The sequence below is a fragment of the Dokdonia sp. R86516 genome, from assembly GCF_044596715.1.
GTDB lineage: Bacteria > Bacteroidota > Bacteroidia > Flavobacteriales > Flavobacteriaceae > Dokdonia.
This window is the reverse complement of sequence record NZ_CP138998.1, coordinates 1,226,673-1,239,856: the sequence shown is the minus strand read 5'-3', so window position 1 is coordinate 1,239,856 and position 13,184 is coordinate 1,226,673. Positions and strand designations below refer to the sequence as shown.

General features: G+C 37.2%; 13 protein-coding genes. 10 read left to right on the top strand and 3 right to left on the bottom strand.

Going from position 1 to position 13,184, the window contains the following annotated elements:
• Nucleotide 1: 1 nt before the first annotated feature.
• Nucleotides 2-2,131: a methionine--tRNA ligase gene (metG, locus tag SJY23_RS05715; RefSeq protein WP_396597788.1), complete on the bottom strand. Its 2,130-nt coding sequence runs from the start codon at nt 2,129-2,131 to the stop codon at nt 2-4.
• A 341-nt stretch (nt 2,132-2,472) separates the two neighbouring features.
• Between metG and SJY23_RS05710 the strand changes: the two genes are divergently transcribed.
• From SJY23_RS05710 to SJY23_RS05700, 3 genes are read left to right on the top strand one after another with little or no spacing between them, the layout of a single operon-like run.
• Entirely contained in the window at nt 2,473-3,372 is a 900-nt protein-coding gene (locus SJY23_RS05710; RefSeq protein ID WP_396597787.1) for an LD-carboxypeptidase, read from the top strand.
• Nucleotides 3,365-4,249, top strand: coding sequence for a hypothetical protein (locus SJY23_RS05705; RefSeq protein WP_396597786.1), 885 nt, complete (start codon nt 3,365-3,367; stop codon nt 4,247-4,249). The genes SJY23_RS05710 and SJY23_RS05705 overlap by 8 nt, the downstream gene beginning before the upstream one ends.
• Before the next feature lie 15 nt (nt 4,250-4,264).
• Nucleotides 4,265-4,624, top strand: a complete 360-nt coding sequence (locus SJY23_RS05700; protein ID WP_396597785.1) for a YraN family protein — start codon at nt 4,265-4,267, stop codon at nt 4,622-4,624.
• Between the two features lie 14 nt (nt 4,625-4,638).
• On the opposite strand, the gene SJY23_RS05695 is transcribed toward SJY23_RS05700, so the two are convergent.
• Both SJY23_RS05695 and SJY23_RS05690 read right to left on the bottom strand, forming a co-directional pair.
• Nucleotides 4,639-5,460 carry a helix-turn-helix domain-containing protein gene (locus tag SJY23_RS05695; protein WP_396597784.1) on the bottom strand — a complete coding sequence of 274 codons (822 nt, stop codon included), beginning with the start codon at nt 5,458-5,460 and terminating at the stop codon, nt 4,639-4,641.
• A 177-nt stretch (nt 5,461-5,637) separates the two neighbouring features.
• Entirely contained in the window at nt 5,638-6,561 is a 924-nt protein-coding gene (locus SJY23_RS05690) for a LysR family transcriptional regulator (protein WP_013750505.1), read from the bottom strand.
• Between the two features lie 89 nt (nt 6,562-6,650).
• On the opposite strand from SJY23_RS05690, the gene SJY23_RS05685 reads away from it, so the two are divergent.
• The 7 genes from SJY23_RS05685 to SJY23_RS05655 all read left to right on the top strand — a co-directional run bounded on the left by SJY23_RS05685 (nt 6,651) and on the right by SJY23_RS05655 (nt 13,140).
• Entirely contained in the window at nt 6,651-6,899 is a 249-nt protein-coding gene (locus SJY23_RS05685; RefSeq protein ID WP_013750506.1) for a hypothetical protein, read from the top strand.
• Between the two features lie 30 nt (nt 6,900-6,929).
• Entirely contained in the window at nt 6,930-7,238 is a 309-nt protein-coding gene (locus SJY23_RS05680; RefSeq protein ID WP_396597783.1) for a hypothetical protein, read from the top strand.
• Nucleotides 7,239-7,268: 30 nt separating this feature from the next.
• Nucleotides 7,269-8,231 carry a sodium-dependent bicarbonate transport family permease gene (locus tag SJY23_RS05675; protein ID WP_396597782.1) on the top strand — a complete coding sequence of 321 codons (963 nt, stop codon included), beginning with the start codon at nt 7,269-7,271 and terminating at the stop codon, nt 8,229-8,231.
• 49 nt (nt 8,232-8,280) lie between these two features.
• Nucleotides 8,281-8,592, top strand: coding sequence for a hypothetical protein (locus SJY23_RS05670; RefSeq protein ID WP_035326020.1), 312 nt, complete (start codon nt 8,281-8,283; stop codon nt 8,590-8,592).
• Nucleotides 8,593-8,617: 25 nt separating this feature from the next.
• Entirely contained in the window at nt 8,618-9,502 is an 885-nt protein-coding gene (locus tag SJY23_RS05665; protein WP_396597781.1) for a YitT family protein, read from the top strand.
• Between the two features lie 201 nt (nt 9,503-9,703).
• Complete coding sequence (locus tag SJY23_RS05660) at nt 9,704-10,495, top strand: GLPGLI family protein (protein ID WP_396597780.1); 792 nt, start codon at nt 9,704-9,706, stop codon at nt 10,493-10,495.
• On the top strand, nt 10,483-13,140 hold the full coding sequence (locus SJY23_RS05655; protein WP_396597779.1) for a carboxypeptidase-like regulatory domain-containing protein: 2,658 nt from the start codon (nt 10,483-10,485) through the stop codon (nt 13,138-13,140). Before SJY23_RS05660 ends, SJY23_RS05655 begins: the two co-directional genes overlap by 13 nt.
• Nucleotides 13,141-13,184 lie beyond the last annotated feature (44 nt).

Genomic DNA, 13,184 nt, shown 5'->3' with positions numbered 1-13,184 from the left:
CTTAACTTATCATATTCCCATTAACCACTCCTTCAGCAGCAGGATTTACAAACACCAACTTACCAGAGGCATCCTCTGTCATTAAGATCATTCCTTCACTCTCTACACCTCTTAATGCTCTTGGAGCCAGGTTTACAAGTACGGTTACTTGCTTCCCAATTACTTCTTCTGGAGTAAAGCTCTCTGCGATACCAGAAACGATGGTACGCACATCTATACCTGTATCTACTTTTAAGATGAGGAGTTTCTTCGTTTTCTTCATCTTTTCTGCTTCGATAATGGTACCTACTCGCATATCGAGTTTTGTAAAATCGTCAAAGGTAATCGTGTCCTTTTGTGGCTCTACAACTGCGTTTTCTGCAGCGGCTTCTGCTTCGTTTGCTGCTTTGCTTGCTTCTAGCTTATCTAGCTGTACTTGTATCTGGCTGTCTTCTATTTTTGAGAAGAGTAATTGAGATTTATTAATGGTGTGACCTGCAGATAAAGGCATCTCACTTGTAGTTTTACGTACATTCATAGATACCTCATCTCCTTCGATGCTGTTAAAAGGTTCTTCTGACTTTTTATAAAGGTTTAAATCTTGATCAAGATTTAAAATCCCTTTAAGCTTTGAACTAGTAAAAGGTAAGAAAGGCTCACTAAGACTTGCTAGTGCAGCTGCAATTTGTAAGGCTACATACATTACAGTTTTAGTACGCTCTTCATCTGTTTTGATCGTCTTCCACGGCTCTTCGTCTGCTAGGTATTTGTTTCCTAGACGAGCGAGATTCATAAATTCTGTTTGACTTTCGCGAAAGCGGTATTTTTCTATACTGCTACCTATCACTGCTGGATATGCAGCCATCTCTGCAAGAGTCTGTTTATCAAGCTCATTAAGCACTCCTGGGGTAGGGACAACACCATCATAATATTTGTGAGTAAGTACGGTAACTCTGTTAATAAAGTTTCCGAAAATTGCTACAAGTTCGCTATTATTTCTAGTTTGGAAATCTTTCCAAGTAAAGTCGTTATCCTTAGATTCTGGTGCGTTTGCTGTAAGTACATAACGCAACACATCCTGCTGATCTGGAAATTCTTCAAGGTACTCGTGTAACCATACTGCCCAGTTTTTTGAAGTAGAAAGCTTGCGTCCTTCAAGATTCAAGAACTCATTTGCAGGCACGTTATCTGGTAAAATATACTCACCGTGACCTTTGAGCATCGCAGGAAAAATCAAACAGTGAAAAACGATATTATCCTTCCCTATAAAGTGAAGTAGTTTTGTGTTTTCATCTTTCCAGTACGGCTCCCAGTCTTTGCCTTCACGTGCTGCCCACTCCTTTGTAGAAGAGATGTAACCTATAGGCGCATCAAACCAAACGTACAATACTTTACCTTCTGCTCCCTCTACTGGCAATGGGATTCCCCAGTCCAGATCACGAGTTACGGCGCGAGGTCGTAGTCCATCATCTATCCAAGATTTACACTGCCCGTACACATTAGTTTTCCAGTCTTTTTTATGTCCTTTTATAATCCACTCCTTAAAGAAGTCATTGTATTGATCTAGTGGTAAAAACCAGTGTTTTGTTTCCTTAAGTGTAGGTACAGCTCCTGTTATGGCACTCTTTGGGTTGATAAGATCTGTTGCGTTGTGCGACGTACCACAGCTCTCACACTGATCTCCATAGGCTTCTTCAAAACCACACTTAGGGCAAGTTCCCGTCACAAAACGGTCTGCAAGAAACTGGTTTGCCTCTGCATCATACAGTTGCTCGTTAGTCTCTTCTATAAACTTACCTTGATCGTACATATTCTTAAAAAACTCAGACGCAGTATCGTGGTGAATTTTTGCAGAGGTACGTGAGTAGTTGTCAAAAGTGATCCCAAAATCTTCAAAAGATTTTTTGATAATCGCATTGTACTTGTCTACCACATCTTGAGGGGTAACGCCCTCTTTTTTTGCTTTGATTGTGATAGGCACACCGTGCTCATCACTTCCACATATAAAAGCAACATCTGCTCCTTGCATACGCTGGTAACGCGCATAAATATCTGCCGGAACATACACTCCTGCAAGGTGGCCTATGTGTATAGGTCCGTTAGTATACGGCAGTGCCGCTGTAATTGTATATCGTTGTGGATTCTGAGACATATTGTGTTCTTTAAGAAGCGACAAAAATAAAGAAAAACAAGCAAGGAGTATCTATAAAGTATTCTAGCTTTAACTCGGTATTGTTATGCTAGGAGCGCTCCAGTAGTTGTAGGAAGCAGCTACCTCTTCCCGCTATTCATTACAATTCCTCACCTTGCTATCGCTAGGTTGCGGGATTTTCATTGCTATCGGGGCTATAGAGCATCGTTTTTGAGCTGTAGGCGTCTTTAAAAATCACCTATTTTGAAATACTAAGAGATTAAATTTTTCACCAAATTACCAGTTGGTTTAAAATCCAAACTGCCGTTAAGTTAGTATATTGAGGTGTGAAAAATAAATCAATGGTTACACCTCCATATCTTAAAAGCGGCGACAAAGTCGCAATCGTTGCTACGGCTCGTAAAATTTCTAAAGAAGAACTCAAAGACGGCATTGCTTTGCTCAAAAGCTGGGGCTTAGTTCCCGTGTTAGGAAACACCATTGGCCTCGAAGACAATCAGTATGCTGGGACAGATTTTCGGAGAGCACAAGACTTTCAGCAAATGATGGATAATACGGAGATTAAAGCCATCTGGTGTGCTCGTGGCGGCTACGGAACCGTGCGCATAGTAGATGATCTAGATTTTTACAAGTTTGTCAAGTATCCAAAGTGGGTAGTGGGTTACTCAGATGTGACGGTTTTACATACTCACATTCACAAAATAGGGTTCAAAACGATACACGCCACCATGCCTGTTTCTCTTGATGACAATACCGCTTTCGCAAAAGCGTCATTAAAACAATCGCTTTTTGGCGAGCAACCTAACTTTAGTTACAACACCACAAATAAGCTCAACAGACTAGGCACTGCAAAAGGGACGCTTGTGGGCGGAAACCTCTCTATACTTTACAGTCTATGTGGTAGTAGCTCTGATCTAGATACAGCTGGTAAAATCTTATTTATTGAAGACCTCGATGAGTACCTCTATCACATAGATAGAATGGTAGTCAATCTAAAACGCAACGGGATGCTAGATCACTGTGCAGGTATGGTTGTAGGTGGGATGACGAAGATGCACGATAACAGAATCCCTTTTGGGAAAACGGCTCAAGAGATTGTACTAGATGCTATAAAGGAATGTGACTTCCCAGTAGCGTTTGACTTCCCAGCAGGTCACGTAGATAATAATAATGCGTTGAAGTTGGGGAGTGAGATTACGCTTGAAGTAACAGCAACTAAAACAAGTATACAATATGAATAGAATTCTCTCTATACTTATAATGATGTTTTTGTTTTCTTGTGTGGATAAACCTTCTTGCAATTTTATAGAATCCTACTATCAAGATGTTTATCAAGCAGAGCTGGCATTTTATGAAGAAGACTATCAGAAAGCCTATGATATTTTTAAAGAGGTAGAAACTCGTTGTGGTCTATTGAACCAGACGCTCATTAGAGAGCCTGAAATGATGGCAAAACTCTCCATCAAAGTAGGTGAACCTCAAAAAGCCTTTCCTTATATGGAGCGTATGCTTAAGGAAGGAATGAGTTTTGATACTTTTAAAAACAATGAAATATATAATATCCTCAAGGAATATGAAGAGTGGGATTATCTGGCGCGTAACGCTGCTTCTTATGCAGATGAGTTTAACGCAAATATTAACCAAGATTTAAGAGCAGAAATAATTGCAATGAACCGTCTTGATCAAGAAGTAAGACAGCCTCCTATAGATTTTACAGAGATGGAGCGTGTAGATAGCATTCATCAAAAGAGAATCAAAGAGATTTTTAATCAATATGGATATCCTTCAACTCAACTTGTGGGTAAGGATAATTTCAATCAAGGTGAGCGTGTAGATATAAAAACATTGTTTTTTCATTTTGACGACACGATATACTTTAAACCAGTGCTTCTAAAAATGATTGAGGATGGTGAAGCTCCAGCAGACATATTAGGTAAAATGATCGACAGTAGACAGCGCTCTCGTGGTTTTTATGATTATGGGATTTATGACAATGTGGATAGCACCAATATTCTTGATTTTAAAAATGTTGACAAAAGGCGTGTTGCAGTAGGTCTTGCTCCTTGGAAGTTAAAAAAACGAGTTGATGCGCTAAGACGAGCTTATTATGGGTACTAATCACACAACTAAATTATGACCCCAAAAGAACTAGGCGAATACGGCGAAGAACTAGCAACCCTGCATTTAATAAAGCAGGGTTACACTATTCTTGAACGTAATTGGTTTTTTGGAAAAAATGAAGTCGACATTATCTGCCAGAAGGAGGAAGGCGTCCTCGTTGTGGTAGAAGTAAAGGCGCGTAACTCAGATTTCTTTGGCGATCCGCAGAGTTTTGTAAGTCCTGGAAAGCAGAAAACAATTGTCAAAGTAGCAAATGAGTATGTACTAGAAAATGATCTAGATGTCGAAGTACGTTTTGACATTATCGCAGTACTCAAAAACTCAAAGCAAGAACGCCTTGAGCATTTTGAGGATGCGTTTTACTTTTTTTAAAATGACAGTTCTTATTAACCTATTTGCTTTTTGATCATATCAATCGCTTTTAAAATAATAAGAATATTAAATACCTGTGCCACGATACTTAATGGCAGAGCTACAATGACCAGAATTATGGTGCAAAAGAAAACACCTAATATAATATACCCGATACCTGTGCCTTGAGACAAAGCCCCTAACCCTTTGAGCTTATAAAGCGCATAGCCAAAAACGAGAAATGCTATACCGTACAACACTGAGGTTATAATACCAAAAGCAATATCTGAGATATACGTGCCGTGCACATCTATAATGGTAATTAAGTTTGTTATAATCTCTACCGTGATAAAAACTAGTGCAGCCGCTTTTAGTATACTCGCCTTAAAGAGGTTTCCTATTAAAATGAAAGCCCTCATATGAAATATAAAAAATACGATTGCAAAAAGAGCTAGCAGTCTAAAACCTATATCTCCAGCAAAATATACATTTTCAGTCTCGTAGTAATAAGTGTCAAAAATTTGAAATATAAACACAATCATACTCAAAATACCAGCAACCCAGCCTATGTGAAGTTGTTTAAATAGATATGATACATCCTTACTTTCATCTATTTCAAAAAGCATTGCCTTTTTTACTTTGGCCTCAAAAATGGTGTCTTCTTGCAAGTCATCTAGATCTCTATCTAGCGCAGAGAGTATGGTTTTAATCGTATAAACACGTGGCATTGTTTCTCCAGCTTCTATGCGCTGTATGGTGCGCACAGAGATATTACATTGCGCTACAAGTTCTTCCTGCGTTAATCCCTTTTGCTGGCGCAGTTCTAAAATCTTTTGTCCTAATTCTGGTTGTTTCATCATAAATGTTTTGCCTTGTAATGATGCGCATCAAATGTACAAGAAGTTCTACACTGCAATAGTATGGCTCATTTATGATTTGTTTCATTTTTTGAGCAGTATTTAACCCGACATTTGCACGTCACTTCAGCAAATACAACGTTTTGCACGTTTTACGCTTTCGCGAAAGCGTACCCTTTAATACGTATCTAACCACCCAAAATGCTTCTCATTAAGCGCTGTTTTATGCTCCTCGAGGTAACTCACAAATGCTTGTGCGGTGGGAGAAAGCTGCTTGCTTTTTTGCCAGATGAGATTCCAGTGTGTGGTAATAGGCAATCCTTTGCTCGGGATGATTTGAGCATCACCGCTCGTAAGTGCATTTTTAAGTCCTACTAGGGGGAGTATAGAAATCCCTATTCCAGAAATCACTGCTTGCTTTACCGCCTCGTTTGAGGTAAGCTCTATCTTTTTACGAGTAGGAAGTTGTCTGTCTGCAATATAATTTTCCATAGCTGCCCGTGTTGCAGATCCTTTTTCTCTATACACCACAGGTAGTTTATCAAAATCCTTTTTTGAAATGGTTTTACCTGAGTACGTGTGCTGCCTACCTCCTACTAAAAATAGTTTGTTAGGGATGAGTCTCACTTTATCTATCGCGATATGATCTGGAACTACAGATACCAGTGCAAAATCTGTTTCGTTTTTTTCAAGATGACGTACCACTCTGGTCTTGTTTGTCACATCCATCTCTAGATCGACACCAGGATGCATATTCATAAAATCTGTGATGTAATAGGGCATCAAATATTTACCCGTAGAGACGATGGATATCTTTAATTTACCCGAGAGCTGACCTTGATAAGCCATCGTTTTGTAATTAATTGCATCTACTTCGGCAATTATTTTACGTGCTGCAGCTGCAATTTCCTCACCAAAATCTGTTACAAATAATTGTCTCCCCACAACCTCCGTAAGCGGAATAGGAAACTGATTTTGAAAGTTTTTAATCTGTATCGAGACCGCAGGCTGCGTGAGATGTAGCTCCTCTGCAGCTTTTGTGATGCTCTTAAATTCTGTGACCTTCAAGAAGACTTGAAGCTGGTGCAATGTATAATGCATTAAAATTATTTATGTAATTCATTATAAATATAAATAAAAATATATGAACTCTAGCCCACATCTTTGCACCATCAAAACAATGAGAACCTATGTTACAAAAACTAAAAATTGACTCGTTTAGAAATGACAGGTACACACCTCAAGAGATCAAGACCAGTATCACCATAAACTGGACGGCTCTATTTTTTGTCTTAAAAAATTTGATGCTACTTGCTATCCCTATGGTAGCCATTACACTCTCCATTTTTTCAGACTACCTGTTTCTTACAGAAATTCTATCTGCTAGTTTTTTAATAACCCTTCTAGTGTTTATAAACATTGCTAGTAGAGCATCTTAATCTCTTATTCATTTAAAAAAATCATTTACTATGAAAACATTACAAACAGAAACTGCAACAATGACAGATCAAAAAATCAACCTCATAGATGGAGTATTTACAGCAACCGAAGCTGGAGATATCTTACACGCAATGCTTGATAAGAAGATCAACTTTCACAAATTACAACGCTTAAGCCGCACCGAAGGTAACATAGATGATGCCTGTGAGTATGATAGTGGACGTATTATAGAGCTACTAGATGAGAAAGGAAAATTAAAAAGCTTTTTAAGTGACGTGCGTGCAGATCGAGGTAAACTAGAAATAAAAAGCACTGTAGAGATACGCATCAAAAAGTAATTACCACACTAAGACACCTAACTCTCCTTTATGGACTTACATCTACTGGTTGATAACTTGACCAACCCTGCACTCTTGTTTTTCTTTTTAGGATTACTAGCGGTACAACTCAAAAGTGACTTAGCCATACCGCCTAGTTCTTCAAAGTTTATTTCTCTTTATCTCCTACTTTCTATAGGGTTTAAAGGAGGACAAGAGCTCGCCCACTCAGCGTTTAATATGGAGATTGTCTGGTCATTAATTTTTGGAGTAGTCCTTGCTCTTTCAGTTCCCCTGTATGCGTTTTTTACGCTCAAAAAGCGCGTCGGAGTTCAAAATGCCGCGGCTATCGCCGCGGCATACGGCTCTGTAAGTGCTGTAACCTTTGTTACCACAGTCGCTTATCTAGATATGGAGCAAATTGCATATAGCGGGTATATGGTTGCGGTTATGGCCATTATGGAAGCACCGTCTATCATAATAGGAGTGCTTCTTATGATGCTATTTACGGCAAACAGAGACAAGACTGTCTCTATGGGAAGTATTATTAAGCACTCTGTGACTAATGGTAGTGTACTATTAATTATAGGAAGTCTCGTCATAGGTTTTATGGCAAGCGATGCACAAGCACAAGGCATTGCTCCTTTTACCACAGATATTTTTAAAGGTTTTCTAGCTGTCTTTTTACTTGATATGGGAATCTCAAGTGGTAAAAAAATAGGAAGCCTCAAAGAGTATGGCGCTTTTCCTTATGTATTTGCAATTGCCGTTCCTATTGTAAATGGTATTATCGTGAGTTTACTAAGTGGTTTTGTAACAGAATCTGTAGGTAACAGATTGCTCTTTGCCATACTTGCAGCAAGTGCCTCTTATATTGCAGTCCCTGCCGCTATGAAACTCGCTGCGCCTAAAGCAAACGAAGGCCTATACTTACCTATGGCACTTGCCATTACCTTTCCCTTTAATATCACACTGGGAATGCCGCTTTACCTCTGCATTATAAACTGGAGCTAATATATTTTTTAATCACGCTTTCGCGAAAGCGTACTCAAAACCTTACTTTATGATTCTCTCACAAAGCAACACCCTAACAGAAGATATAGCAGCAGCGAGAGTCGCAGGTTTTACCTCAGATTTTATGTATAGAGAGGGGCGTTTATTGTGTAGAACTAATAATCGCTGGTATCAAATAGAAGACCTCACACTTATAGAATATTGCAGGCACGAGGGAATGAATGACCCAGGGGATAGTTCGATTTTATTTTTGATAGAGACTAATGATTCTATAAAAGGTTGCCTTACGAGTGCCTATGGTAAAGATGCAGATACAGACCTCATAAGTTTTGTAATGAGCTTAGAAAAGAAAGAGAAATAGCTATCTTAACATAAAACCAAAAGGTATGGCAAAGATATTAAAATCACTTTCTGAGTATGTACAAATTGCTATAGGTATTGCTCTCGCGAGTATAGGCCTCAAAGCCTTCTTGCTTCCTAATGGGTTTCTGGATGGTGGAGCAACGGGTATCGCTATTTTACTAAGTAAAAAGTTAGATCTAGACATCTCCTTACTGCTCTTTATTGTCAGTATTCCGTTTCTGGTGTTGGGCTTTTATAAGCTTTCGCGAAATATTCTTTTAAAAAGCACGGTGTCCATCTTGATACTAGCAGTCCTTATAGGTGTTGAGTCATTTCCTATTATCACTGAAGACAAATTGCTCATTGCGATTTTTGGCGGTATGTTTTTAGGAGCTGGTATTGGCATCAGTATACGCAACGGTGCGGTACTTGACGGATCTGAAATTCTAGGAATTTATGTCTTTGATCTTTTTGGAATAAGCATAGGTAAGACCATCCTAGCATTCAATATTGTTCTATTTATTATCACTGCATTAGTACTTAGTGTAGAGGTTGCTCTGTATTCCATACTTACCTATATCGTGACCGCAAAGTTTATCGATTTTTTTATAGAAGGGTTTGAAGACTTTATAGGTATTACTATCATATCACCGTCATCTGAAGAAATAGAACAAAAGATTCTTAAAGAACTAGGCACTGGTATCACCGTCTACAAAGCGGCAGCAGGTTACGGCAGTACGGGTCAAAATAGTGAACGCCGCGTGATACAAACCGTGATAAACCGTATACACCTGCGCAAAATACACAAGCTCATAGACTCCTGCGATCCCGATGCTTTTATCGTAGAGTTTGATGTGAATAACGTAAAAGGAGGAGTTTTAAAAAGGTATCTGAATCCTCAAAGTTCAAAAAAGCTGGCTAGTCTTTAGGGTTTCTCCTAATCTCTACATTGTTTTATACCTCAAACACAATATTTTACAATACTAAAAGCATGTTAATTCGCTATTGATTGTGGATTTCCTTTTTTCTACTTCTGTTTTATGTGCTATTTTGCTGACTAACATACAAAATCACGCTATTACAGCTATGTTTTGTAGAGATGAGCTCAATAATCCACTAAATAAAGTCAGATGTTTTTAAAAAAAGTAATTGTTCTATTATCTGTTATTTTCTCTAGTACTTTATTAGCCCAAAACGAACTACATATTTTTGAATATGAAGCCCAGTATAACTTAGGTAAGTCATTAATAAAGAAAGGATATCTTTTTAAACATAATAACCAAGTACGTTATCAAACTAGCGCTCCTATCTTTCTAGAAAACCTACCAAAACTTAATCTAGATACCGCAGATGGAGTTCCAGAAATAAATATAAAGTTTGGTCACTCTAATGAAAACACAATCACAAATCTAGATGATAAAGTACTTCTTAATGTAAACTCTATAGGCAATGATGTGTATGTAACTGAAGAAGTTATAAAACCAAACAATTGGATACCTACAGGCCTTTCTAAAAACATAGCAGATAGAAATTGCACAGAATTTACAACCACTTTTAGAGGAAGAGATTACAAAGCTTATGTGGACCTTTCAGTACCTGTTAACTATGGACCATGGAAATTACAAGGGCTTCCAGGCCTAGTAGTTTATGCTGAGGCAGATGATGGAATTCTCAAATGGCAATTAACTACTATTACTAAGAAAAAGGTAACAGAACTCGAATCCTTTATGCAAGATCAAGATGCATTTATAACCTCTCATGAGGTCATCTCTTTAAAAGAATTTGTTTCACTAGACGATGAGTGGAGAGCAAATGGCTCTCCAGTGATTGCGTCTCGATTACCTAGAGAGTACAGACGCTCTGGTTCAAGAAGATCAAGAAAAAGAGGTGGTAAAGAAATAGCTTATGAATGGGAAGAATAAACACTTTATTATTTCTATTATTCATCCTTTGTACATCTATTACTTCTTTACGAGGACAAACATCTTTGAGAGGTAAGGTTATTGACACATCTGGACTAGAAATAAGTCAGGTTAATTTACTTCTATTTCAAAATGAAAAAATCATTAGTTATACTAGTAGTGACCTTAAGGGTGACTTTACTCTTAAAATCCCTAGCTCTGGCAAGTATATTTTAAAAGCAACTAGTTTGGGCTATAGCGCTTATGAAAAAGAGTTAAATATCACCGCTACAGAGACACTTTCTATTGAAATTTCTTTAATTTCAGAAACTACAAGTCTAGATGAAGTTGTACTTAATGTAGAAAAAAATATAGAAGTACGTAATGACACCCTCATTTTCAAAGCAGATGCCTTTAAAAGGAAAAGCCAAATAGTTCTTGAAGATTTATTAAAAAATATACCTGGGATACAGGTAGGAGATAGTGGTAATATCACTTTTCAAGGAAAAGCGATATCAAAGATAAAGATTGATAATGATGACCTCTTTGGTCAAGGTTATAAAATTTTATCTAAAAACTTAAACTCAGAGGTAGTTGATAAAATAGAAATTCTACAAAACTACAACGATAGCAAAATTTTGAAACAGGTTCAAAAAAACGACGAAGTAGCTATTAACCTCACACTTAAAGACGATAGAAAAAGCAGCTTGTTTGGTAACGTAGATGCTGGAGCAACCTTTAATGGTCGCTATAAAATCAAGTCAAATACAATCTCATTACTTAACAAAAACAAGGCCTATCTTTTTCAAGATTTTAATAATATAGGAGATGAAATAGCAGACAATATTGACGGAATCTTATCGCCTTCTTCCAACAACCGTCTGTATAATTTTGACACAAATGCTAATGCTACATTTTTTATTGATGTGGATCGAGTAAGACCCACCTTTGACGATCGTATTTCAAATAGAAACAATGCTCAATTTTTATCTCTAGCAGATATTTACACCTTTTCAAAAGACCTTAAACTTACCGTAAACGGAGTTCTTACCTATGATAAAAAACGCTATAATCAAGAAGAGTTTACCACATTTTTGGTGGAAAACCCATTTACACTAGAAGAAAGCTATGACATCCAACAAAAAGACAATCTAGCAGCTGGTAAGATAGCGCTAGACTTTAAGCGTAATAATGATGAAATACATTTTGATGCACTATACTATACAGGTGACCAGCGAATCAATAATAATCTAATTCAAAATGAAATAGACATACATGAACACCTTAAAAACAATGCCTCGGTGTTTCAGTTACAAGGAAATTACACCCGAAGTATAGATAGTAATAAAGCTATTGTACTCACCAGCGAATATAAAAAAGACAGTAAGCCTCAAGGATATAATATAAGCCCTAATATATATGGAGATTTTGTCACAGATAATGAAACGGTCTTAGGGATTGGTGCAAGAAGCAAAGAAGTTTCCGAGTTTGCTGGAGTACAAGCTGCTTTTGTGACTAATACTAAGAAGTCCAACTACGAATTTATCTTAGGAATAGACAGCCAAAATCAACACTTAACAAGTGATATAAATAGTGTTAATACTATAGATGAAGAGCAAGCATCAGATGCTATTTTTAATAATAATTTTACGCTAGAAAACCTGCAAACCTATGCCGGACTACGAGCCAACTATGATTTAGATAAGGTAGACATCCAATTTTCTATAGATGCTTCTCTCAAAAAAACAACTCAAAATGACAATGTAACTTCAAACAGTGAGCATTTCTTTCAGGTAAATCCCTTTTTGAAAATAGATCTTACTCCTATCAAAAATCACAAATTTGAAACAGTACTCGCAATTAATCAAAACACAGCTAGCTTAGGGAATTTATATACGGGATATGTCCTGAGAAATTATCGTGCTTTCATTCAAGGAAATGCAAAAAATAACATTATAAACACTTTTCAATCAAGTTTGAAATATACATACGGGAATTGGACCGATAGGTTTACTGCATCTGCCATTGCAGATTATAGTAGTACTAAAAACTTCTACTCGGTAGACGCTTTACTCTCCCCTCAATTTAATACCGTAACTGCCGTATCTGGACAGAAATCTGAACAATTTAAAGCAGAGGTTCACACTGATTACTTCTTAAAGTTTATGAAAACTAACCTCAAGCTTAACGGGCAGTTTTTGACAAATAATTATAACGACATTATCAATAATCAAGAAAGAAATGTCATTTCCCATCAGTTGGGCTATGGATTCTCTTTAAGGTCAGATTTTAATAGTATTTTTAATTACAATCTTGGTGTAAAATGGATTAAGACTGCGTTTGACATAGGCACATTTAAAAATAGCGTGACTAACAACAAAATGTTTTTAGACATTGATTTGAATATTAATGACAAGTTTAACATGTACTTCAAGAATGAAAAGTACTTCTTTGGAAACCTACCTAGAGATTCTAACTTTTACTTTAGTAGTATAGAGGCAGATTATGATATCATTCCAAAAACGTTAAGAGCTCACGGGAGAATTCATAACCTATTCGATAATGATTCATTTAATATTTCATCACTAACCGGAGTATCCACTTTCACATCTCAAACCCAACTTATAGGGAGATATGTAATGCTAGGTCTTGATTATAGGTTTTGACAGTTCTAAGCTCATTTCTCGCAATATCCAGTAATTCCCTTGTA